The 24784-nt window shown below is 35.2% G+C and carries 23 protein-coding genes; 9 read left to right on the top strand and 14 right to left on the bottom strand.

Annotated features, from left to right (window positions below; genetic code table 11):
* Positions 1-31: 31 nt before the first annotated feature.
* Complete coding sequence (locus tag MM236_RS02770; RefSeq protein ID WP_241273406.1) at positions 32-943, bottom strand: SMP-30/gluconolactonase/LRE family protein; 912 nt, start codon at positions 941-943, stop codon at positions 32-34.
* Positions 944-1233: 290 nt separating this feature from the next.
* On the bottom strand, positions 1234-2040 hold the full coding sequence (locus tag MM236_RS02765) for a TolB family protein (RefSeq protein ID WP_241273405.1): 807 nt from the start codon (positions 2038-2040) through the stop codon (positions 1234-1236).
* Positions 2041-2217: 177 nt separating this feature from the next.
* On the opposite strand from MM236_RS02765, the gene MM236_RS02760 reads away from it, so the two are divergent.
* The 4 genes from MM236_RS02760 to MM236_RS02745 all read left to right on the top strand — a co-directional run bounded on the left by MM236_RS02760 (position 2218) and on the right by MM236_RS02745 (position 5006).
* The gene (locus MM236_RS02760) at positions 2218-3270 is read left to right on the top strand and encodes an oxygenase MpaB family protein (RefSeq protein WP_241273404.1); all 1053 of its coding nucleotides are present in this window, start codon (positions 2218-2220) and stop codon (positions 3268-3270) included.
* Between the two features lie 108 nt (positions 3271-3378).
* Positions 3379-3684, top strand: a complete 306-nt coding sequence (locus tag MM236_RS02755) for a DUF2752 domain-containing protein (RefSeq protein WP_241273403.1) — start codon at positions 3379-3381, stop codon at positions 3682-3684.
* Positions 3677-4063 (top strand): TM2 domain-containing protein, encoded by a 387-nt coding sequence (locus MM236_RS02750; protein WP_241273402.1) that lies wholly within the window; start codon positions 3677-3679, stop codon positions 4061-4063. The genes MM236_RS02755 and MM236_RS02750 overlap by 8 nt, the downstream gene beginning before the upstream one ends.
* Complete coding sequence (locus MM236_RS02745) at positions 4056-5006, top strand: DUF4097 family beta strand repeat-containing protein (RefSeq protein WP_241273401.1); 951 nt, start codon at positions 4056-4058, stop codon at positions 5004-5006. The genes MM236_RS02750 and MM236_RS02745 overlap by 8 nt, the downstream gene beginning before the upstream one ends.
* Before the next feature lie 347 nt (positions 5007-5353).
* Here MM236_RS02745 and msrB read toward each other — a convergent pair whose 3' ends face one another.
* The 5 genes from msrB to MM236_RS02720 form a co-directional block, all read right to left on the bottom strand.
* Entirely contained in the window at positions 5354-5758 is a 405-nt protein-coding gene (gene msrB / locus MM236_RS02740) for a peptide-methionine (R)-S-oxide reductase MsrB (protein WP_241273400.1), read from the bottom strand.
* A gap of 58 nt (positions 5759-5816) precedes the next feature.
* On the bottom strand, positions 5817-8231 hold the full coding sequence (locus MM236_RS02735) for a penicillin acylase family protein (protein WP_241273399.1): 2415 nt from the start codon (positions 8229-8231) through the stop codon (positions 5817-5819).
* Between the two features lie 321 nt (positions 8232-8552).
* The gene (locus MM236_RS02730) at positions 8553-9734 is read right to left on the bottom strand and encodes an aspartate aminotransferase family protein (protein WP_241273398.1); all 1182 of its coding nucleotides are present in this window, start codon (positions 9732-9734) and stop codon (positions 8553-8555) included.
* Positions 9735-9924: 190 nt separating this feature from the next.
* Entirely contained in the window at positions 9925-10821 is an 897-nt protein-coding gene (locus tag MM236_RS02725) for a class I SAM-dependent methyltransferase (RefSeq protein WP_241273397.1), read from the bottom strand.
* Positions 10822-10986: 165 nt separating this feature from the next.
* Positions 10987-11820 carry an SDR family NAD(P)-dependent oxidoreductase gene (locus MM236_RS02720; protein WP_241273396.1) on the bottom strand — a complete coding sequence of 278 codons (834 nt, stop codon included), beginning with the start codon at positions 11818-11820 and terminating at the stop codon, positions 10987-10989.
* A gap of 247 nt (positions 11821-12067) precedes the next feature.
* Between MM236_RS02720 and glsA the strand changes: the two genes are divergently transcribed.
* Genes glsA through MM236_RS02705 form a run of 3 tightly spaced genes read left to right on the top strand, consistent with a single transcriptional unit; the run spans position 12068 to position 14221 of the window.
* Positions 12068-12883 (top strand): lyso-glycine lipid O-acyltransferase GlsA, encoded by an 816-nt coding sequence (glsA, locus tag MM236_RS02715; protein ID WP_241273395.1) that lies wholly within the window; start codon positions 12068-12070, stop codon positions 12881-12883.
* A gap of 12 nt (positions 12884-12895) precedes the next feature.
* The gene (glsB, locus tag MM236_RS02710; protein ID WP_241273394.1) at positions 12896-13849 is read left to right on the top strand and encodes a glycine N(alpha)-acyltransferase GlsB; all 954 of its coding nucleotides are present in this window, start codon (positions 12896-12898) and stop codon (positions 13847-13849) included.
* A gap of 6 nt (positions 13850-13855) precedes the next feature.
* Positions 13856-14221 (top strand): CoA-binding protein, encoded by a 366-nt coding sequence (locus MM236_RS02705; protein ID WP_241273393.1) that lies wholly within the window; start codon positions 13856-13858, stop codon positions 14219-14221.
* Here MM236_RS02705 and MM236_RS02700 read toward each other — a convergent pair.
* The 3 genes from MM236_RS02700 to MM236_RS02690 form a co-directional block, all read right to left on the bottom strand.
* Positions 14212-15090, bottom strand: a complete 879-nt coding sequence (locus MM236_RS02700; RefSeq protein ID WP_241273392.1) for a Brp/Blh family beta-carotene 15,15'-dioxygenase — start codon at positions 15088-15090, stop codon at positions 14212-14214. The two genes, MM236_RS02705 and MM236_RS02700, sit on opposite strands and share 10 nt — an antisense overlap.
* Positions 15077-16222 (bottom strand): lycopene cyclase family protein, encoded by a 1146-nt coding sequence (locus MM236_RS02695; RefSeq protein ID WP_241273391.1) that lies wholly within the window; start codon positions 16220-16222, stop codon positions 15077-15079. Before MM236_RS02695 ends, MM236_RS02700 begins: the two co-directional genes overlap by 14 nt.
* A gap of 61 nt (positions 16223-16283) precedes the next feature.
* Positions 16284-17030: a bacteriorhodopsin-like gene (locus MM236_RS02690; RefSeq protein ID WP_241273390.1), complete on the bottom strand. Its 747-nt coding sequence runs from the start codon at positions 17028-17030 to the stop codon at positions 16284-16286.
* 378 nt (positions 17031-17408) lie between these two features.
* On the opposite strand from MM236_RS02690, the gene gyrB reads away from it, so the two are divergent.
* Both gyrB and ppk1 read left to right on the top strand, forming a co-directional pair.
* Complete coding sequence (gyrB, locus tag MM236_RS02685) at positions 17409-19370, top strand: DNA topoisomerase (ATP-hydrolyzing) subunit B (protein WP_241273389.1); 1962 nt, start codon at positions 17409-17411, stop codon at positions 19368-19370.
* Between the two features lie 166 nt (positions 19371-19536).
* Positions 19537-21657 (top strand): polyphosphate kinase 1, encoded by a 2121-nt coding sequence (ppk1, locus tag MM236_RS02680; RefSeq protein WP_241273388.1) that lies wholly within the window; start codon positions 19537-19539, stop codon positions 21655-21657.
* Positions 21658-22060: 403 nt separating this feature from the next.
* Here the strand turns inward: ppk1 and MM236_RS02675 are convergent, their stop codons facing one another.
* The 4 genes from MM236_RS02675 to MM236_RS02660 form a co-directional block, all read right to left on the bottom strand.
* Positions 22061-22948 carry a Ppx/GppA phosphatase family protein gene (locus tag MM236_RS02675; protein ID WP_241273387.1) on the bottom strand — a complete coding sequence of 296 codons (888 nt, stop codon included), beginning with the start codon at positions 22946-22948 and terminating at the stop codon, positions 22061-22063.
* Positions 22949-23062: 114 nt separating this feature from the next.
* Positions 23063-23272, bottom strand: a complete 210-nt coding sequence (locus MM236_RS02670; protein WP_241273386.1) for a hypothetical protein — start codon at positions 23270-23272, stop codon at positions 23063-23065.
* Positions 23273-23329: 57 nt separating this feature from the next.
* Positions 23330-24310: a TerC family protein gene (locus MM236_RS02665; protein ID WP_241273385.1), complete on the bottom strand. Its 981-nt coding sequence runs from the start codon at positions 24308-24310 to the stop codon at positions 23330-23332.
* A 56-nt stretch (positions 24311-24366) separates the two neighbouring features.
* Complete coding sequence (locus MM236_RS02660; RefSeq protein WP_241273384.1) at positions 24367-24648, bottom strand: DUF202 domain-containing protein; 282 nt, start codon at positions 24646-24648, stop codon at positions 24367-24369.
* Positions 24649-24784: the final 136 nt, after the last annotated feature.

Here is a 24784-nt window from a genome sequence, read left to right as displayed (position 1 = left end):
TTGGTTTTTTGATGCAAAAGGAAAGCTCAGATTAGTAAGTTCCGTATACCTTCATTCTTATTTTGTAAACTGACTCAGAAGCTGTAATGAAAAGCGTTTTTCTGTCTGGGCCTGCAAAAGTCACATTTGCTGTCCACTTTTCTGGAATTGGGATATGACCAATTTCTTCCGACTTTTTGTTATAGATTTTTACACCATCTTCACCAGTTACATAGATATTTCCCCTGAAATCAATAGTCATCCCATCAGATCCCCTCTCCAAGTAAACTTCTCTATTGGCAAGGTATCCATCTTCAATTATATCGTATTTGTAAATCTTTTTTGCACCTGGATCAGCTACATACAAGTTTTTCCCATCAGGTGTTCCGACGATACCGTTTGGCCTTACGAGATTTTCATCTACTGGCATAAATTGTAACCTGTTTGCAGAAAGTAAATACAAATGTTCGCCATCTTGTTGCGATTCCGAATCTCTAGTCCAATAGTCTCTTTTGTACAATGGATCTGTAATGTACATGTCACCACTTGAGGTTATAAACAGATCATTTGGACCATTTAATTTTTTGCCTTTGTAGCTTTCTATCAGCACAGTTTTATTGCCTTTATCATCGATAGACCAAAGCTGATTATCCATATCTGCACATGCGATCAAGTTTCCTTCTTTATCAAAAAACATCCCATTTGACCTACCTGCATTTTCCATAAACACTTCTGTTTTTCCTGTAAAAAATGACCACTTGATAATTTTATCATTTGGTTGGTCTGTAAAATAAACATCACCCAAACGACTCACAGCTGGACCTTCGGTAAAGGCAAAACCTGTCTCTATTTTTTCCAATTGCGCATTTTTCTCTATCAAGTTCTTTTTATCAACAATTTGTCCTTGGCTTTTTCCTATGAATGCAAATGTGCAAAGGGTAAATACTATCAGTTTATAATTCATGGCAAATATTTTGAGAACAGGTTCTGTTTAAATTTTATTTTACAAGTTTAGGGACTTTATTGGGGATTTTACAAGAGTACTTCAAAATTTGATCCAAACTATCAGGGAAATCCAATTTAACATTCGTTATGGAATGCTTGCTATTTGAGGATGTATTCTAATAGTCAGTGATTGGTCTGTGAGACAAAAACCGAAGGGGAATCAGTGATTGGTCTGTGAGACACAGACCAAGGGGAAGACAGTGATTGGTCTGTGAGACACAGACCAAGGGTGTAGGTTTGAAGCCCAAATTATTGATCTAACCGGTCCAAAACTACCACAATTTTTCCGAGTTTTTTGGAATAGTCCAACCTAGTTATTTTTCCGTAACCACCAATTTCAACGTTTCCTATTTTTCTCCAATTAGGATCATTGAACTTTCTTACAAACAATTCATTTCCCTTAGAAGTGAGTAGATAGTTTTTGTCTATCCATATAAAGTCTTCATTTTCGTCTAATGTATTGCCAAAAGATAGGCTTTCCCTTTTTTCTAAATCGAATCCATTTATTTGAAAAGAATTACTTGACTTTTGGTCAAGGCTAATATTTTTTTCTACATAGCTCATTTCACTTGATTTTGGTCTCAGCCGAATAGTTCGTCCAATATTGCTGTTAATTGTAACAATTTCCTCTTTGCTGTATGGATAGACCAAGGTGTTTGGACTCCCAAGGACAAACATTGCAGCCTTGTTGTCATACCAATCGTAATAGCCTACAGGAAGAATATCATCGTATAACAATTCTGGTTCTCCGAAATTTATAGGATAAAGCCATAGTCTCTGCTTCCCATCTTCTTCAACTGTGATAGCAGATACATACAATCCACAATCTGTGATTCTAGGTGAATACTCGTTTTGGTTTGGGGTTTTGGTAAGATTGGTGAATTTGCTGTTTTCAAAATTATAGATAATGATATCAAAATTTCCCTTATCGTCAGCCGAAGAAAAAGCAAGCTGTTTGTCATTGATAAAACTAGGTTGATTATCGTAACCTTTTCTATCAGTTATTTTTCTTTCACTCCCTTTGACCAATTGGATCTTACCACCTGATTTTTTCACATCTATGGATATGATATCGGTTGAATTTTGTGAAAAGGAATTAAAACATACAATTAGAAATAATAATAGGAGAGGGCAAATTTTCTTTAGCATAAGTACTCGTGGAATTAGAAAACTAAATTACAAAATGCAGGTTAGAAGTAAGTGGATAAATTAAAATTATATCAAAATCAATACATGGAGCCGCTAAGAAGTCAGGGTGATCCTTTGGCAGATGCTCTGATTCCTGTCCTTATTGACGCACCAGAATGGGCAATTTTGATTAATTCTTGGTCAGTATTTCCCAATAATAATGATATCATGGATTTCCCGAAAGAATTAATAAGATTTATTGAGTTTTATTCAGAAGCTCCAGATTTTATTGAAAATGAAAAAGTGAAAATTTCCCAAGATTTTTTCAATAAAGAGGGAAATATGTATTTGGCAATGTTGGGTTTCTATTCATTGCCATTTTGTTATGCATTTGGGGATGGGGCACAAGTTCTGATCAGGTCCAAAAGAATCACTGATGAAGTAGGGTTGAGGCTTTCCGAAACGGCACTTTTCTTACTTGATGCCTATCGACCTGGCACTTTTCTTTCAGATGGTCAGGCTTTGATTACTTTTGCCAAAGTGAGATTGATTCATGCTTACAGTAGGTATTTTGTAAAAAAATATGCCACAGACTGGAACAATGAATGGGGAATCCCAATCAATCAGGAAGATATGATAGGAACCAATAGTGCATTTAGCCTGATGGTAATGAGGGGAATGGAAAAAATGGGGAGATTTCCAGGTAAAGTTACATTGGAGGCTGTTCTGCATTATTGGAAAATAATCGGCTATTATATGGGGATAAATATTGGCTATTGGCCTGATACTTCTAAGGAATCATTTGAACTTGAAAAAATCATCAGAAAACGACAACTCAAGGAGTCCGAGGCTGGTAAGGTTCTTATTGGTTCATTGATTAAATATTATAAGGACAGTATTCCTGACAAGAACCTAACGAGCTATATTGAAACGATAATTGCATACTTTATAGGAAAGGAAGCTTCGTCAGCTTTAGGTATCAATGAAGAATTTCAACTTCCAAAAGCTTTGTATGGATTAATGTTAGACTTAAGTTTTTACAGGCAATCTGGTAAAAACCCATCTTACAATAAGATAAGGTCACTCTTCATAGCGAAATCAAAAATTGACTTTGGAAAAGAAGTTCAACTTCATATTCCAGTTATGAAACGTTCATAACCGTACACTTTTTGTCCGATTTTATCAAAAAAATCTGTTTACAGCCTTGAATTTGGCTTAAAAATGCATTTTTTACAGTTGGCATTCTTTTCGTACTTTTCCTGTCAAATGAAAAAGTTTATAATATCTGCAAGGAAGCTGCCGCTTGAATTGATCTTTTGGATTGCCGCATTAATTGGCATTCTTAGGATAGACCCATACGACGCTCATCATTTCAGTCTTTGTCCTTTGGACAACCTAGGAATATCTTGGTGCCCAGGCTGTGGATTGGGTAGAGCAATGAGTCTTTTGTCAAGAGGGGATTTTCAGGAATCATGGTCCATGCATCCATTGGCCATGTTTGCTTTCGCAGTGATTATTTACCGAATATTTGAATTAATTAGAAACAACAAAACAACAAAACACTATGGCTAATGTATTAAGACACCTTCCTGAATTGGAAGGAATGGAATTGGGGTATATTCAGGGATTATTGAAGAATATGGATGAAGACCAAGCAAATCTTTTTGCTCAGGTTTACAGAGCAAGAAGAAAAGACAATCAAATGGTTTTGATTCTTTGTTTACTTGGTTTCTTTGGATTTGCAGGATTGCACAGATTTATTCTTGGACAAATTGGCTTGGGAATTCTCTATTTGTTGACAATTGGTTTATGCTGGATTGGTACTATAGTGGATTTGATCAATTATAAAAGTTTGGCTTACGAATACAATATTCGGGTAGCACATGAAACTTTATCGATGATGTCCAATGGTAATTTTCAAGCACCAATAATCAACAATGACAATGTTTAATAAATCCCAATTGATACTGCTAGTCTTTGGATTGGCAGTACTTTTTTCTTCCTGTGAAGAGGTAGGTCCTCTAGTTACCCGCGAGTATGATGAGACATTTTCTGATATAAAGGAAATAGAGGTTACTGGCAAATACCTCGAGGTATCTTATGAAGGTAGTGAAAATGAAACGGTTGTCAATCTAAACTCTTATCTGGAAGTATCAGAGAGCAGTGATATTGATTTAAGTTTTAGAAAATCTGGTTCTAAGTTAATCATCGAAGTGACAGGTGACCAAAATTCGGTCAATTTCTTCAATTTTGGGACAACAAATGGCGGTTTTATAAGCTTGACAGGACCAGAAGATGTGAAATTGAAATTCACCAACAACTCTGGTTCCATAGATGTGAAATATGTAAAAAGTGAGCGTATTGATCTTCAGGTGAACTCAGGATCTATCAAAGCTCTGGCTTTGAATGTAGAAAAGATGAATCTAAAAGCTTCTTCTGGCAGTATCAAAGCGGATGGATTGGTAGGAGATGTTGAAGCTCAAGTAAATTCAGGTAGCATTACAATGAAAGAAGTCCAAGGAAATGTCAATGCAAATGCATCTTCGGGGAGTTTGAGGATTGAAGATGTGGATGGAACAGTGAGTGGTAAAGTAAACTCTGGCTCCATGCGTTTTGATCAAATTAGTAGATTGGGTGATTTGACAGTTAGTTCTGGAAGTATCAATGCTACCAACTCAGGACTAGGAGAGGAGACCAACTTGAAATCAAGCTCTGGAAGTATCAAAATCCAAACCCCTTCAGATCTTTCCAAATTCAACTTTGAACTGGTAGCGAATAGTGGATCTGTAAAAGTGGGAGATCAAAGTGGTTCTAAAAGATTGGAAATAGACAATTCAAGTGATATTACAGTTCACGGAAAAGCGAGTAGCGGAAGTATTAAAATATTCAATTGAATAAAATATGGGGAAATTTAAGTACTTCGTTCCAATTTTGATTTTAGTCCTTTTTGCTTTCTGCACAGCCAATACAAATCAGAGAGATGAAGACTTAGATTTATCAGAGATCGATTTTTTAGGAAAGTGTTCTTATTAAGTTTAAAAAAACTCTCAAAGATTAGTGCGAGATTACTTCTCACTATATCTTTTTGAGTGGTAAAGTAGAAAAGGAGAAAGCTGAAAATAAGTTTATTTTTTCAGTTTTCTCCTTTAATTTTTTATTATAAAACAATTGAGATGAATGGCTCTATTTGTTTTGTAATGAGATACTTATTTTAATTAAAAAAAACTTTTTGTTCTATTTATTATTTCTTTTCGAAATCCATAGATACCGAGTTGATGCAATATCTAATTCCACCACGATCTTTTGGACCATCGGGAAATCGATGACCTAAGTGTCCACCGCATTTGGCACAAAGAATTTCTTCTCTAATCATCATGTGTGAATAGTCCATTTTTACATCTATAGCATCAGGTGATACTGGTTCTGTAAATGCAGGCCAGCCACAACCACTGTCATACTTTGCCGAAGAATGAAAGATTTCATTTCCACAACCTCTGCATTGATATATTCCCGTTTCTTTGTTGAGATAGTATTTGCCAGTATTTGGACGCTCAGTTCCTTTTTCTCTCAAAACTCTATAGCTTTCAGGATCAAGCTTTTCTTTCCATTCTGATTCGGACTTTTCTATAGGATAGTATTTTTTCATTTTATCGATTTAATGGAATCTTCTAGTGATTAACAATTGAAGCTGATTTAAGTTTCCCTTATTTTCTTTTTGGGCTAAATCTAAGAATTCCACTTGGACTGTTTTTAATTTGTGATTCATTCATCAGCTGCGGTCGATATTGCCCTGTGGCAAACAACTCTGCTTGATCACTGTAGTGTGGACTGAATACGTTCCCACTTTGGCCAGTAGGTAAAACTGATTCTGATGCTTCTACATTTGCAAAATCTATAATTATCCGCATAGCAGGGCCTGATTTCACATAATAAATACCTTCTCCATTAAGGTCAAAGGCCAATTTGTTTATAGATTCTTCATTGGCTGAAACAGCTGGTGCTTTTACATTGAAAATTCTATCCAATGGTTTTTTTGCTCCCAGAGGATGTGGATGTTCTAATTTGACTGCATTTTTCCATTGCCAATTACTGATATTTTTTCCAAACTGACTTTCTAGCTCTTTAAGCGTTTTTTCTAATGCATTCAGAATGATTTCTTTTCTTTGCTCAATTTTTTCGGTAGAAGTATTATCCCACCAAGGTGAATTCTCTGTTTGAACCAGATTTTGGACACTTCTGATATAAAGGAAGGTCTTAAGAAAATTTTCAAAATCGGCTTCTCCTAATTCATCTGCCATCATTCCATGAAGTGTATGATACAGCCATTTGTAATACACTGTAGGAGAAATACTCTCCAAATCGTGATTCCCGTCCCAGTTTACCAAAGCCTGTTTAACTTTTTCAAAATCTCCGAAAGCTGATTCATTAATTGCTTCAATCATACTTTTGGCGATTATAGGATGTGTTTCATTGACTGTTTCCAATTGTAGGCTTTTGATATTCTCTTGTGTCCAGTCATTCCTTGAGCTGACAGTTTTTGCGATTCTGTTCCATCTGTCTCCAGGGTAATAGTATCCAGGAAAGAAAGTGCCATTGGATAAAGTATCAGGCTGATTGTTTGCCGAAGCTACAAATCCCGAAGTAGGATTAACACTCATAGGATTTTCCTCAAAAGGCATCCATCCGGTTGGTTCATCTAAATCGGTCTTTCCATCAAGGAACAATTTGCTATTGACTTGTTCGGGTCTTATAGGTAATTTGGCAGCTGCCCACCAAGCTATATTTCCTGCTTTATCACCATACATCACATTGAGTCCAGGGGCATGTATCAGTCTTACAGCTTCCTCTACTTCTTGGATACTTTTGGCATGATTCATTTTGTAAATAGCTTCCAAAGCTTTAGTTGGTTCTTGGATATATACCCACCAAGATGCTACAGGATTATCAGTAAGTCGACCAATTTCCGGAATCACATCATTCATGATAGGACCATGAATTGATTCTTTTATTTCAAAATCAATCGCTTCTTTGTCTTTAATTAAAATTTTTTCATTTTTGATTTTCAGATCATTAAATGAATCTTTATAAAGTACTTGATTAGGATTTTGAGGATTCAGTTTTTCTTCGAAAAAATCCTGATCATCATTCTCAAACATTGTCAAACCTATGCTATGTTCTCTAGTATGACCCACCAGTCCAAAAGGAACTCCTGCCAAATGATTTCCATAAAAACTGAAATCTGGGTACTCGATATGTGCTTCATACCAAACCGAAGGTTGGGCAAAACCTATGTGTGTATCATTCAGAAATAGAACTTCTCCTGAGGCTGTTTTTGTAGGACCAATTACCCAAGAGTTGCTTCCTTCCAAAAGCGGAACAGGTATTTTATCAAGGAGTGAAATCAAAGTTTCATCAAAATTGATATCATTGGTTTCGGGATTTCTATAAGGGTAATTGTTTGGGATAACATGGTGTTCAGGCAATGTATGAACTGACAATACATCCAAATATTGAGGACCAAGCTGTCGAGAAATTTTGGTGACAAGCGGATCCGTTTTCATCGCCATAGCAAATGTAAATGACATGTATCCGACTATACTATGTACATCATTGATGGTAAATGGTCGTGGTTTTTCTCCCAATAATGAATATTCCAAAGGCAATTTCCCATTTTCAATAAATTGGTTGACACCTTTTATATATGCTTCTGTTGCTGATTTCGAACTTGAGTTATGTTCTTGATTCCAAACTTCTGTGCTCCATTCGGCATGTTTAGGAATGCCTAAGGTTCTGAAAAATTTATCGACATCCACCAAATCCTCACCAAGAAGCTCTGCCAAAGTACCCGAACCAACTCTTCGCATCATTTCCATCTGAAAAAGCCGATCTTGTGCATGGATATATCCAAGTGTCAGGTAAGCATCACTTTCATTTTCAGCATAGATATGAGGAATGCCAAAATCATCGAAATAGACCTCTGAATTGGCTTGTAAGTCAAGAAGTTCTTTGTCTCCATCATATTCTGGAGCCATTTGTCGCTTGATGATTTGATAACCTACGATAGTACCAAAAAAGATGAAAAGAAAAACAAAGAGCACTGCAATGAGAAGTTTTTTCATATTTTTAAGATTTGTCTTTAAATAGTCATCTGGGATTCTTATATACAGGCAAGAAAGTCAAGGTATTGATAATCATACCGGTAAGAAGTGTACGTTTCATGCCTGTCTGCCTCAGGCACGATTTCATCAATTCATTTTATAACTATCCCCTTTCTTGCACGTAGCCAAACAATAGATTGTCGGATGAATGATTCTTGGTTCTGTTGACTGTGAATTGTTGTCTGCTGACGAGTATCTGCAACTTACAAAAGTTACTTTTTATCCAACGTGTAACATTGCGGATACTCATAATTCATTTTTGCATTTGAAATAAATGTAATTCTAGGCTTCTTCTATTGCTTTTAGAATAGTCGCACAGGATTCTTTGATTTGTTGCTCTGTAATGATAAGCGGTGGAGCTATCCGCATGGCATCATCACAGAACAAAAACCAATCGGTAATTACACCTAATTCAATTGCTCTGTCAATAATTGGTTTCAATACCTCAAAAGATTCAAACTCCACAGCCATCATCAAACCTTTGTTTCTAATGCCTTTGATTTTTGGATGTACTAGGAGCTTTTTGAATAAATTAGCTTTAATTTCTACATCTTCAATCAATCTTTCTTCTTGAATTATTTTGATTGTTGCCAATGATGCTGCCGCACTGACAGGGTGACCACCAAAAGTAGTAATATGGCCTAGCAAAGGATTGTTTTTGAAAACCCCCATCACTTCTTTATTTGCAATGAATGCACCTATTGGCATCCCACCACCCATTCCTTTTGCACATACCAAAATGTCAGGAACAATTCCAAAATGCTCAAAAGCCCAAAATTTCCCTGTTCTTCCAAAACCAGCTTGGATCTCATCCAAAATCAACAAAGTTCCCGTTTCATCGCAACGCTTTCTCAATGCTTTGAAATATTCCATACAAGCTACTTTGATCCCAGCTTCTCCCTGAATCGTTTCAATGATTACTGCCGCAGTGTTTTCTGTGATTTCAGCAAGTTGATGAAAAGATCCATACACAATATTTTTAATTCCAGGTAGGAGGGGCCTGTATGACCTTTTAAAAATTTCATTTCCTCCAACCGATAGTGCTCCTTGGGAAGATCCGTGGTAAGCATCAACACATGAAATGATTTCTCTTTTGTTTGTGAAGCGTTTCGCGAGTTTCAGAGCACCTTCTACTGCCTCACTGCCGCTGTTTACTAAGTACACATTATCAAGATGAGGTGGCAAGGTACCACATAGGGCTTTGGCTAACGATGCTTGTGGACTTTGGACATATTCGCCATAAACCATCAAGTGAAGGTATTTATCCAATTGCTCTTGAATCGCGGTCAAAACTTTTGGATGCCTATGACCAACATTGCTGACACCAATCCCCGAAATCAAATCAACATATCTTTCGCCATTTGGACCGTACATGTATATCCCTTCAGCTTTCTCAATTTCAATCAATAATGGGAAGTCTGTGGTCTGGGCTAAATGGGAAAGAAATAATTGTCTATTGTTCATAGGGTATTTTACTTGATACTAAGAATATTTAAAATAACTATCCACTTACCTGCAAGTAGCCAAACAACATATAATCAGGTGAACGATTTTTGGTTCTGTTGACTGTGAACTGTTGTCTGCTGATGAGTATCCGCAACTTACAAAGCTACTTGTTACCCTACCTGCAACAATGCTGATACTCATATAATATTTAAAGCTTTCTGAATCTAAAGAATATTCCCAAAGGAAGCTTTTTCTCAAATCTATCTACTAGATACAATTCACCATGTTCGGCATTGTTGACTTCTTTAAAATTGCAATTCACCAAGTTTGCAGCGATGATCGAGCTAAAGCTGAGAGAATACATGTTTAGAATGAGAAAGTGATGTTCCGGTTCCAAAAGCTCTGCACAAAGTTTCAGCATTTCATTGATTTGTTCTTCCAAAATCCATTTTTCACCATCAGGACCCCTTCCGTAAGCTGGAGGGTCAAGTATGATCCCGTGATATTTATTGCCCCTTCTTACTTCTCTTTTGATGAATTTCATGGCATCATCTACGATCCATCGGATTCCTTCCAAGCCTGAAGATTCCATATTGTGCTTGGACCAAGTGACCACTTGCTTGACAGAATCAAGGTGTGTGACTTCGGCTCCAGTACCTCTAGCCGCCACCGAAGCAGCTCCTGTATAGGCAAAAAGATTTAAAATTTTTGGTTGTTTGATTGGAAGTTTCTTGACTGTGTCGGTAATGTAATCCCAGTTTACAGCCTGCTCTGGAAACAAACCGATATGTTTAAATGAAGTCATCGCCAAATTTAACCTTAGTTTTAGGTTGTCTTGGTTCTTGTAGCTTATCTGCCAGTTATGCGGGATTTTTTTCAGTTCGTTCCAATGACCTTTTTCTGGATTGTTTTTCTCTTTGGAAAAAATAGCATGTGCCATAGATTTCCATTCATTTTCTTCCAGACTTTTATCCCAAATCGCTTGAGGTTCAGGTCTGCTTAAAATAAACTCACCAAAGCGTTCTAGTTTTTCAAATCCGCCCGTATCTATCAGTTCATAATCCTCCCAGTTTTGAGGAGTCAAAGACAAAATTGTTTCCTTCATAATGCAAAAGTAAACATATAACTTTAATGGCTGTGAAATTCAAATAAAAATGCAATGAATCTGTAATGGTCATTAATTTTCAATAGTTTTTTCTATCATCTAAAGGCGAGTAATTTGCTAAAATTTTGGATTGCAAAGAATGTAGAGAAAATTAAGGGATTCAAATTACAGCCATTCTTTAAGTAATTCTTCACTTTTCAACCAAAGTTTCTCACGCATGTTTTTGGAATTGGCAGATTTGGATGGTGTTGTAGGTTTGGATTTTTTGAAATAAGCACCATTATGTTTTGCTTCAATATCTGTTTTGGCCAAATAGATCGTTGTAAGAGCTCCTTGCTCAGCAGTAATCATAAAGGGACTTGCCAGCTTCCACAGGAAAGAAAAAACACCGGCTGATTCTTTTGCAAAATTTGTTTTCACCACGCCTGGATGCAGCGCATAGGATTTCAATCCTCGGGAGCCAAATTTCTCTACCAATGATTTTGAAAAAAGAATGTTGAAAAGTTTTACATTGGCATAAGATCCAAAGGAGCTAAAGCTATTTTTTTGGTAATTCAGGTCACTAAAATCAACTTTGGCCATTCTGTGTGCTTCAGAACTCACATTGATCACTTTTGCTATTTTGCTTCTTAGAAGTAGTGGCATCAATTTATTTGTCAAAAGGAAATGACCTAAGTGATTTGCAGAAATACTCATTTCGAAGCCATCCTTTGTTATTTCTTTTTCTTTGAAAATTCCACCTGCATTATTGATCAACACATCCAATTGGTCAGTTTTTGATATGATGAAGTTTGCAGCTTTTACCACAGAATCCATATCTGCAAGGTTGAGTTTTATGAAGATGCACTTTTTCTGATCAATTTCTGAAAAGCTTTTGATTAAAGCATTTCCTTTAGATTCATTTCTTGCAAGGATAAAAATTTGATCAAAATTTTTCAATAGGGCTTTCAATGCTTGCTCTCCAATACCTGAGGTTGCTCCTGTGATTGCTAAGTTCATGTTTATATCTTTTGTGAGTTAAACTCATGAAAGCCAAGAATGTTGTTTTATTTTTATTAAAACGAAATTTCGTAAAGTTAAATAAAACATAATCTTTATGTAAAATTTTGTATTTTTAGGCTTTTGAAAATTTGATATTTAATGAAAAATAGAAACTTCTATCTGATATAAAAATCGAGCGTTTTGAATATCAAATTCTTAAGAGAAACTAAAAGAAGAAACCACAGGTAAAATTCAATTCTAAAAAGTGAAAAATAAGGAACCTTTTATTGATGTAGAAAAAGTTCTAAAGGATAAAAACGCAAACCTTCACAAATGGCTGCCTAATTTTGCGCTAAGCTATATCAAAAGGATTGTACATGAAGATGATATCAATCAGATCATGTCTAAACATGGCCATTTGCAAGGGATGGATTTTGTAAATGGATTGATAGAGGAATTTGGAGTGGAAGTCACTCTGACAGGAGCAGAAAATATACCTTTAGACAGATCGGTGATTTTTGCTTCCAATCATCCGTTGGGAGGAATGGATGGGATTGCTTTTATGTATGCTCTTGGAAAATATAGGACAGATATTCGATTTTTAGTCAATGATATTTTAACCAATATCAAAAATTTTGAACCTATGTTTATACCTGTCAATAAGCATGGATCTAATAGCCGAGAAGTTACCAAGTTGATAGAAGATACTTATGCCAGTGAAAATGCTATATTGGTTTTTCCTGCTGGCTTAGTATCTAGAAAGCAAGAAAAGGGAATCAAAGATCTCGAATGGAAAAAAAGCTTTATAAGCAAATCAAAGCGTTATAAAAAAGATGTTGTACCAGTATACATAGAAGGAAAGAATTCAAAATTCTTTTATAACTTAGCCAAATATAGAAAAATACTCGGCATACAGTCTAATGTTGAAATGTTATATCTTGCAGACGAAATGTTCTCACAAAGAGGAAAAAGTGTAGTGATTCATGTAGGAAAACCAATATCTTACGGATATTTTGATAGATCGAAAAGTGAAAAGGAGTGGGCAGAGGAGGTAAAGAATTTAGTTTACCAAATGGCCTAAAAAAGTATTTATATGCAAGCAATAATACCAGCGGTTGATAAAGAACTCATAAAAAGTGAATTGATACCAGATCGTTTTTTACGATATACAAACAATGGAAACAATCATATTTATTTGATTGATTACCACGTTGCGCCAAATGTAATTCGGGAAATCGGTAGATTGAGGGAACTTACCTTCAGAGGAGCAGGAGGAGGCACAGGGCAACCATTGGATATTGATGAAAACGATACATGTGAAAACTGCTATCAACAATTGATTACTTGGAATCCAGAAGAAGAGGAGATTGTTGCTGGATATAGGCTTATTTATTGTAAAAACGCAAATTTTGATCATCAAGGGCTAATTAATCTTTCTACCGCGCACCTTTTCGAGTTTTCACAGACCTTTATTGATGACTATATTCCCAATACAATTGAGCTAGGTAGATCTTTTGTTCAACCAAAATATCAACCAAGCATAGACAATAGAAAAGGTCTTTTCTCATTGGATAATCTTTGGGATGGCTTGGGAGCTGTTGTTATGCTGCACCCTGATGTCAAGTACCTTTTCGGAAAAGTGACGATGTATCCACATTACAATCGAGGAGCGAGAGATCTTTTGCTATACTTCATGAACCATTATTTCCCTGACAATGATCATTTGGTAAGTCCACAGCCAAGCCTTAAACTCACGTATGAAACTGATATGGGGGAAGTGATGGATGCATTCAAAGGGCTGAATTATAAAGATGGATATAAGCTTCTAAACTCAAGAATTAGGGCAGCAAAAGAGAATATTCCGCCATTAATCAATACATACATGAATTTGTCGCCGACTATGAAAACTTTTGGGACAGCGCTAAATGATGAATTTGGAGCAGTGGAAGAAACAGGGATTTTAATTACAATTGATGACATTTACGAAAGTAAAAAACATCGTCATATGGAAACTTTTGAAAGAGATAGAGTTTTCGGAAGTAGATAGAAAAAAATGAAAAAAACTGTAATAGTAGGAGCAACAACAAATCCTTCAAGATACGCATTTATAGCTGCAGAAATGCTTTCTAAATATAATGTTCCTTTCGTGCCGATTGGCATCAAAAAAGGAACTGTTTTTGGAGAAGAAATCTTGGATATTAGCAGCAAACCTTCCATTGAGGATGTGCATACAATCACACTTTATATCGGTCCTATACATCAGCCTGAATGGTACAATTACATTTTATCCCTGAAACCAAAAAGAATAATATTCAATCCGGGAACCGAAAATAAAGAGTTTTTTGATTTGGCAAGGGAAAATGATATCGAGCCTGTAATTGCTTGCAATTTAGTATTATTGAGTACAGGTCAATTTTGAATTTTTCTACTTTCAATAAACTTATTCATCACAAAAATATGTGGTGCTGAGATTAAAGAAACCAATATAAAAAACAACAATATCATCTGATCTTTTTGTAGGTAAGTATTTGAAAGGAATAAAATAAATATAATTCCGAGTATGCTTATTATACTAAAAGGCATCAAATGTAGGATGAATTTTTTCAATTTCTCTTTTGAATAATCTCTAGATACTTCCTCAAACTCAATCAACAAACTTGGCAATGAATGCCAAAAACCAAAATACAAACCAAAACTCAATAGAAGAGGTGTAAAATATAAAAACACACTAAGCAAAGTAATTTCAGTTAACAAAATACTTTTATTCTCGATTTTTTGAATAAAAGTCAATGAAAAACTAACAATAAATAAACTTAGCATCACTAGATACCTAAAAGGTTCGATAAAGCTTACCTCAGCAATGGAAGAAAGAATCTCTTCAGTAGCTTGAAAATCACTTAAAAGGATGATACCGAGAAAATTTGAACCTAAAAAAAAATAACATAGAGACCGGAATTTAGTCACAGAATGATTGACAAAATGGGTTTGGCCAAAATGATAGGCTGAAATTGTTAAAAATACAAGCAGAGATAACTTTGGAAAAAAATACCAAGTGTACAAGTAGATTAACATTATACTAAAGTACTTTACCAAAAAGACCATTAAGGAGCTAGTAGCATCTTTGTCTTGAGGCAGTAGATGGTCTATTGCACCATGAGGTATGCCGATAATTAAAATTACACCCGAAAAAATCACCAACTGAAAAGCTTCTATATTCTCAAAAAAGAAATAGTACGAAATGGCAATAATTATTGCTATTGTCTTCCCGATAATATCAATGTTTTTCATAGTTCCAAAGTGATTTGATAAATATCCCAAAGGAAAGCTTGCGCAAAATATTCAACTCTTCCAAGAATCTTGTCTCTTCGTTTAAAAACTTTAAAACTTGATCTCCTGAGTTTTTAGAAAACATTTCTTGAAAGATTGCAGGTAATTTATCAGGCCATTTGGCAGCGATATTTAAGAGAATATTGTCATAGAATCTAAATCTATTTGCTCTATTCCAACTGAGTTTGGTCTTATTTTTTCCAAAAGATAATCCATCAACAATCATCTTAGAATGTTTTTGAATAGTGTGGAATGTATAACCTGTTGATGGCTTTGTGCAACCTCCAATAGTTCCTACATTTATCCAATTCGGATCATTTGAACTGGTAAATTCCTTTGTTGACATTGGAATAGAACCACTTTCTTGAAAAGTTATATCATAATCGCTCGTAAACTTCCTTTCTATATATTTTTTTAATTTATTCTTCATCTCGGGTTTACTCACTTTGGTCTTTGTGTATGTTGTATATTCTACCAGTGCTTCATTTTGAGAATATGGCAATATATAATAGAAGCTGAAAGGATTATTTTGTGTATTCTTTTCAAAATCCATCAACACCATCTGCTTTGGATCAAAAAATTCAGATTTTGTTTTTATTTTCCAACCAACAAATTCTTGCTTCATTATGCTTTCTGAGAAAGGATTTGAAATTTGTGATATGGAATTTATTACGGTTTTTCCCTCAAATAATAATTTGTTTTTTAATGTAAAAACATATGTGCCCGAATTTGATTTTTCAACACTTTGTATGACTTCATTAACAAAAATGATGTTCGGATTAGATGCAATTTTTGTCTTCATTTCTTGATAAAAATCAGAAGACTTAATGTGAAAATAAGTGAATCTATCTAATGATATATTTGATTGTTTATTCCCTACTAATTTCAATAATTTCCAAGAGACCAAATCACTTTGATTAGGATGAATGTCGAGTTTATCTTCAGACCAATAGCACCATGTTCTATCGTTGTGATCCTTTTTGGAAGAATCTATACATAATATTTTTTTATCTTTCAATGGACTGTTCAGCAAGTAGTATATAAAACTAAAACCTGCACAACCAAGTCCGGACACGATGATATCGTAGGTCATTACCTTGGGTTTTAACAATAAAAAGTCACCCCATAGTAATGTGAGGTGACTGGTATTTAACTTATGCAATAGCTTTTTTCTTGTTTGATTCAGCGATAGCCACTGAGTAAATTACAAGTCCAAAACCAATTTTATTGATCGCATCTGCAAGGTTGTAGAATAAATCAATGCTACTTACTTCAAAAGCACCTGAAAGCAAATTTCCTGGAAGAACCATGTAGCCAATAGGATAAATTGACCATCCTAGTGTTACGAAAATTTTCAATAGGAACATCGCTTTTGCCAAAGCAGGACTGTCAGAAGATTTTGCCAATTTCGCAACATCACCAGCAAATACTTCATACACGATATATAAGTATCCTAAAGTAGACAAGACACCCCAGAAGATATTGCTATCAATCCCAGATGTTTCACCAATGTAACCAGCTACCAACATCAATAATGAAGCTAGGATCAACTTGGTAAGTGTAGATCCTTTAGCACCAAATGGCTTGGTCAAAAGATAAAATTCAACACACATCAAGGGAACTGTAAGTGTCCAGTCCACATACCTAAATGCTGTTGGCGAACTACCAGTCTGTAAATAGAAATCCCTCATGTAATAATAGTGTACCGCGGCTATACCCGTGATAAGACCTGAGACCAAAAGGGATGTTTTCCACTTATCATTGACAGAACTTCTTTCTACGAAGAAGAAAACTGATGACGCAAGCATAGCCATATACCCAATGAAGAAGGTAATTGCTACTGGATCACTATTGACGATTCGATCCAAACCGATTAATTCTGCTGAAATAATTGTGTTCATTGTTAATTTAATTTAGATGTGATTGGAGATGGGAAATATAATTTTGGGTGATTTTTGAAATCAAAAGATAATTAAGGGAATATTTGTTTAACCCAATACTAGAAAGATTAAACAAAAGTGTATGAACAGTCAATTCCCTTTGTCAAGATGAAATTAAATGGTACTTCATATTACTGTTAAATTTGACAATGTATCAGGTGAAAAATGCCTGTGAAGTCAATCTAGATTAAGTTTTTTGAACTTTGCTTGTAGTTCTAAAAGTAGAAATACACCCTTGTAGAAGGTATGTAATCTCAGATTTTTTGTGTATTATTACGGTTTGTTAGAGAGGTAAAAAAATCTCTTTCTCATACTAAGTGAAAGAGCTTAAAATTAATTATGAGCGAAAATAAAGAAGACAACAATAAGGATTATTCAGCAGGTAATATTCAGGTTTTAGAAGGACTTGAAGCAGTAAGAAAAAGGCCTGCGATGTATATTGGTGATGTAGGAGTTAAAGGACTACATCATTTGATTTGGGAAGTAGTAGATAATTCAATAGATGAGGCACTTGCAGGACACTGCGATACGATCCATGTAACTGTAAACGAAGACAATTCTGTAACAGTAGAAGACAACGGTAGAGGAATCCCTACAGATTATCACCCAAAAGAGAAAAAATCAGCACTCGAAGTAGTAATGACTGTGCTTCATGCAGGTGGTAAGTTTGACAAGGATACTTACAAAGTTTCAGGTGGTTTGCATGGTGTTGGTGTTTCTTGTGTGAATGCCTTATCTACAATGATGAAAGCCACTGTCCATAGAAATGGGAAAGTTTTTGAACAAGAATATTCTATTGGAATTCCACAGTATGACGTAAGGGAAGTGGGTACAACTGACAAAAGAGGTACAATCATTCATTTCAAGCCTGATACAAGTATTTTTGCCATTACTGAATACAAGTACGAAACAATAGCGAATAGATTAAGGGAAATGTCCTTTTTGAATGCCGGTATTAGGATTTTCTTAAAAGATATGCGTGAGATTGAGGATGATGGAAATCCTAAATCCCAAGAGTTTTTCTCAGAAGGTGGATTGGTTGAATTCGTTCAGTATTTGGATGAAACCAAAGAAAAGATAATCGAGCATCCTATCTATATTGAATCTGAAAAAAATGGTGTACCTGTACAGGTTGCCATGAGTTATAACTCATCCTATTCAGAAAATGTAGTTTCTTATGTGAATACCATCAATACTTATGAAGGTGGATCTCACGTTTCTGGTTTTAGAAGAGCTTTGACAAGGACTTTGAAAAGTTATGCAGATAAGTCTGGAATGCTTGATAAGCTGAAGCTTGAAGTTTCTGGGGATGATTTTAGAGAAGGTTTGACTGCAGTCATTTCAGTCAAAGTAGCAGAGCCTCAGTTTGAAGGTCAGACAAAAACCAAACTTGGTAACTCTGATGTAGTCGGTGCTGTAGATAGTTCTGTTTCGGAAGTTCTTCAGACATGGTTAGAAGAGCATCCAAAAGAAGCCAAAATTATAGTTGGTAAAGTAGTCTTAGCTGCCCAAGCGCGTCATGCTGCAAGGAAAGCAAGGGAAATGGTCCAACGAAAGAATGTGCTTGGTGGCGGTGGACTTCCTGGTAAGTTGGCAGATTGTGCAAATTCAGATCCTACTGTTTGTGAATTGTATCTTGTCGAAGGTGACTCAGCTGGTGGATCAGCTAAGCAAGGTAGGGACAGGGATTTTCAAGCAATTTTGCCATTGAAAGGGAAAATTCTGAACGTCGAAAAAGCTCACGAGCACAAGATTTATGATAATGACGAAATAAAAAATATCCTTACTGCTCTTGGAGTGAAATTTGGAACGATCAACGGAGACAGAGAACTTGATTTGACAAACTTGAGATATCATAAAATCATCATCATGACCGATGCTGATATCGATGGTTCCCACATCAGGACTTTGATTTTGACATTGTTCTTTAGATATCTAAGATCTCTTATCGAAAATGGCTATGTGTACATTGCTCAACCACCACTTTACTTGTTGAAAAAAGGTAAGGATGAGCGATATGCTTACAATGAAGATGATAGAAAAATAATCACAAGGGAAATGGTAGGCGATACTGGCAAAGAAGATAGTATCAATTTGCAACGATACAAAGGTCTTGGTGAAATGAACCCAGAGCAACTTTGGACTACTACCATGGATCCAAATACAAGAACTCTCAAACAGGTCACAATCGAATCAGCAGCTGAAGCGGATCATTTGTTCAGTATGTTGATGGGTGATGAGGTTCCTCCTAGGAGAGATTTTATCGAGAAAAATGCGAAATACGCAAAAATCGATACTTAATCTTTTCTTGAAAAAATCAGAAGGGGGCCAAAAGCTCCCTTTTTTTGTTTCACAAATATCTGAAAAGAATCTAATGTTATTTTTTCATTATAATTTAAGATAGTTTGAGAACACTTGAAAGGAACATAAAAAAAATAATTAGATTTGGTCAATACGTTTATAAAAAATGAATATAGCAGCTAAAGATAAATTTGATGGAGTTATCAACTCCAGTGACTTGGTAAGTAGAGATCTGAGTTGGTTGAAATTCAACGAAAGAGTTTTTGATCAGTCAAAAAAAGAAAACAGATCAATTTTTGAGAAATTAAAATTTTTGGCAATAACCGCCTCTAATTTGGATGAGTTTTTTATGATCAGGGTTGGGTCATTATACAATTACCTTGATTATGACAAAGAGCGAGTTGATTATTCTGGTCTGAGAGAAGAGCCTTTCAAAATGAAACTGATGCTCGAATGCCAGGAATTTCACAAAAAGCAGCAAGAGCATTTTCAAAAGAATCTCTTACCAAACATGTCTGATTCAGGATTTATCCTGAGTAATGTAAAAAACTTGACAGCAGACGAGCAAGAGTATATCCGTTCTTATTTCACAAAGGCTATTTATCCAATGCTTACGCCCATGGTGTATGACGGATATCGAACTTTTCCAATTCTGATGAACAAACTATTGGTTTTTGGAGTAGTGACACTTGCGCCAGGAGAGAAAAAAGAAAACAGAAAACTGTCATTTGTACAGATTCCTGCAAATATCCCAAGGTTTTTCGAGGTGGAGCGAGAAGATGTTGTCATTTATATTCCAATCGAGGAAGTGATTAGAGAAAACTTAATCTCTTTGTTTCGAAATGTAAATATTGAATCGGTAAATCTATTTAGAATTACCAGAAATGGTGATTTTACACTTGAGGAAAGTGAGGACATGGACGCTAACTTTCTTGAAGAAGTCAAGCGTAAGCTCAACGAGAGAAAGACTGGTAGGGTAGTGCGAATAGAAATTGAAGAAGGCTATAGCAAATGGATGATAAATTTGCTTAAAGAACGCTGGAATATTCAAGATGACAGTATCTTTAAAGTAGAAAAGAGAAGCATGCTTGATTTTACTGGTCTTTGGCAAGTGATTGGAAATAAGAGGTTTAAAGATAGGCTTCCGCAAATGCCTTCACCTGTGCACCCACTTTCATATCCTGAAGAAGGAACAGAAGATATATTCCAAGTTTTGAAGAATAGGGATATCTTGCTTCACCATCCGTACAATAATATTGATCCAATTTTAGACCTTGTAGAAAAGGCAGCTGAAGATAGCAATGTTATGGCTATCAAGATGACAATTTATAGACTGGCAAGTGATTCGAGGATCACTAAGGCTTTGTTGAGAGCAGCTGAAAATGGGAAACACGTATCTGTTCTATTTGAAGTGAAAGCGAGATTTGATGAAGAAAATAACATCAGAGAGGCCAAAAAGCTTCAGAAAGCAGGTTGTTTCGTTATTTATGGGATTTCAAATTTGAAAACGCATACCAAGCTAATGCTAATTGTCAAGAAAGATGAGAATAAAATTACTCGATATGTACATTTGGGGACTGGTAATTACAATGAGGACACAGCAAGACTTTACACTGATATAGGATTACTGACAACAAATGAAATATTGGCAAATGATGTTTCAGAGTTCTTCAATGTCATTACTGGACATTCGATACCAGAATCTTATGAAAGCTTAATCACAGCTCCTAGAGACATGCGTAATCAGTTGATAGATTTTATTGAACAAGAGTCAGAAAATGCAAGAAATGGACTACCTTCTGGCATTTTCATCAAAGTGAATTCACTGGAAGATTCAGAGATTATCTATGCACTTTATAGAGCCTCCCAATCAGGTGTACCTGTAAAATTGATCATAAGAGGGATTTGTTGCTTGCGTCCAGGTAGGAAAGGTTTGAGTGAAAATATTGAAGTGTTATCTATAGTAGGGGATTTCCTTGAGCATTCTAGAATCTACCATTTTCATAACAATGGAAAAACAAGAACTTATGCCGGAAGTGCAGATATGATGGTTAGGAGTTTTGATAAAAGACTTGAATCATTATTTAAAGTAGACTCTCCATTACTAGAAAAGCAATTGATGAATATAATTTCATTCAATCTTAGAGATAATGTCAATTCATATAGAATGCAAGAAGATGGGTCTTATGCGCCAAAAATTCCTAAAGATAATGAAGACGAGTTCAACATACACAAAGAATTTTTCAACCTGAATGTTGATGCAGTGATGAATGTCAAATTAACATGAGTTTTGATTAGTGATCAAATTCCGATGGTATTTTAGGATGATTTTCCAACAGTTTTTTTGAAAAAAGCGATAGAATCATTTGAAATTTTGAAGAATCAAAAAAGGCAAAGAATATACATTTTTGTAGGTTCTTTGCCTTTTCTTGTTTCGTAAGTTTGAGTATCTGCAATGTTGTGAGTCGGGTAAAAAGACGCCTTGTTTGATGCGTACACTCTCAAGAACTTACTTGCAGAGGAGCGACCAAAAGCTGATACGCATTTCCTGAGGTGTAGTCAATAGAACTTGAAATTTTACTTCCAATACTCGCAACTTGCTCTCAATCAGCAAGTATTGTATAAGGGTTTTTGACTGTGATTTAATTTGATAAGAGAAAAAATCCCAAAAGTTGATTTTTCTCTAAAAATCATTGAGGTTTTTTGATCTTATTTCTTTCATAGAGCACATTCATTAACCCATCTTTAAGACCCACATCCGGGACAATCATTTTTTTGGAGGCTGCAGCGGTCATAGCTGCAAGATATATTTTACTTGCAGGAATGATAACATCAGCTCTATCTGGGTTAAGGTTAAGTTTATTGACCCGATCTTCGTATGAAAATGAGGCTAAATATTCTTGAATCTCTTTTATTTTGTCAGCATCAAGGTATCTTTTGTTTTTGCTTGGCTTAGAAATTTCGAAAATTTTATTGATGTTTCCTCCTGTTCCAATACAGGTAATTCTGTCTTTTTTTGAAATGTTTTCATGAATAAATTTATTCATACTATTCCAAACAGCTGTGGGGATGTTATCATCCAAAGCTCTTACAGAGCCGATTTTGAAGGATTTTGAAGCTACTTTTACTTTATTGATATAAATATTCAATTCTGTACTTCCCCCACCTACATCTATATGCAGATAGGATTTTTCATCAATGTATGACCATAGAGCAAGATTGATCAATTCAGCTTCTCTATTGCCATCGATAACCTGTATTTTCAACCCTATATCCTGTTTTACTTCTTCCACGATCTCTTTTCCGTTAGAAGATTCTCGCATCGCCGAAGTGGCACAGACCATATAGTCGTCTACTTCATAAAGATCTATCAAAAGCTTGAAAGCTTTCATCAGTTTTACAAACTTACGTCTATTCTTGTCACTTATCTTTTGAACATGAAATACATCCATTCCCAATCGTAATGGGAAGCGTAGATATTCTAATTTTTTGAAGGTGACTTTGCCTTCATAGTGGGTGACGTTGGTGATTTGTAGTCTTATGGCATTTGAACCAATATCTACAGCTGCTAATTTCAAAATTTAATATTTAGGTTAGGTTAAAGATGGGGACAAATGTCCCCATTATAAGATTAATTTCAACTATAATCTCAACTAAATTAACCAAAAACATTAACAATTGAGCTTAAAGTTTTACTTTTTTCGGCCAGCTAGCAAAACAATAATGCCTGCAGCTACACTTATTCCACCTGCATAATTGGGCCAGCTTACATTGTTCTCTTTCTCTTTATTTACCTGAATAGGGCCAGCATCGATGATATTTTCTTCTGTGTTGAAGCTAAATCCCGAAAATACGAACATGGCTATACCAGCTACAATCAAAATTATTCCTAATGCTTTCATATGATTTTTTAGTTTGTTTGCAGATTATTTAAACAATAAGCCTACCAAAAAATGATGCTATCCTTTTTGTTCCCTGTACCTTTTCAATGATGCCAAAATGCTAATCAGTAAGATGCCAAAAACAATAGAAAGCGAGATATAAGAAGGCACGTGGTAAGCGGCAGAAAGGAGCATTTTCAGACCAATAAAAGTCAGGATAAAAGCTAACCCATGTTGTAAATAATGAAATATCTCAAAACTATTTGCCAATAAAAAGTAGAGTGCTCTTAAACCTAAAATTGCAAAAATATTTGAAGTATATAGTATTATTGGATCATTGGAAATCGCAAAAATAGCAGGTATGGAGTCAACAGCGAACAGCAGATCTGTAAACTCAATCACCGCGACTACTACCAGTAATTGGGTGGCAAAACGCTTTCCATTTATGCTCACAAAGAATTTTGTACCGTGATATTGTGGATCTACCCTGAAGAGTTTATGAATTAATTTAGTACCTAATGATTTTGAAAAATCCTTGGATTCTTCATCCTCTTCATCTTGCTTCCAAGACTTGAAGCCAGCATAGACTAGAAATATACCAAATGCAGTCATTATTACATTTATATTTAACTCAATATCAAATATTTGAAATGCTGGTATGAAAGTCATTTCTATCAAAGTAACTCCAAAAAAAATGAAGATTCCTCTTAAGATTATTGCACCTAGTATTCCATAAAAAAGGACTTTGTGTTGATATTTTTCCGGTACTTTGAAAAACTTAAATACCAAGATAAAAACAAAAAGGTTGTCAACACTCAATGCTTTTTCTATCAGAAAAGCAGAGTAATATTGTGAGGATTTTTCAAGGCCAAATTCCCAATATATATATCCTCCAAATAATAAACCTAACCCAATCCAAACAATGGACCAATTGAGTGCTTCTTTGGTACTTACTTTATGAGCTTCCCTGTTGAAAACATAAAGGTCAACTGCCAACAATCCAAATATAATTACTGCAAAAGCAATTAAGGCATAGCCTTCTTCCTGTACAAATTCCAATGTGAATAGGTTTAAAGAGTAACTTAAAATTGATTTCAGATAAGTGGGAAACCTACTTACATTTTAATGTAATTTCCTTTTTTCAGTCTACTTTTGACTTTGAAATAATTGATAAAACCAATTACAACAAGCATCACGCTCAAAGCAAAAGCTAAATAGCCAAGGTCACTGACATGGCTCAAAACCTTCACTTCCATCAATGCAGTACCGCTTACCAAAAAATACAAAGATGTCCTGATGTATGAAAGGAGGGTTCTATCATTGGCAAGCGTAGTTCTTTGCCTGGCTAAATAATCTCTCACAATCATTTGGTCGTCTGTAAGATTTTCTTTTTCCATTTTTGATTTTGATTTCAAGCAAAAGTACGAATATTACCTTCCAATGAAAAGAAGAAGAAAAATGCTTAAGCATTAATTTTATAAAAATATCTTTACAATCGATACAGCAATGCGGTTTTGTTTTATTTTCTTTGTC

This window comes from Belliella calami (assembly GCF_022549695.1).
Classification (GTDB): domain Bacteria; phylum Bacteroidota; class Bacteroidia; order Cytophagales; family Cyclobacteriaceae; genus Belliella; species Belliella calami.
Note: the sequence above shows the minus strand (reverse complement) of the source record. Positions and strands in the feature narration are given on the sequence as shown.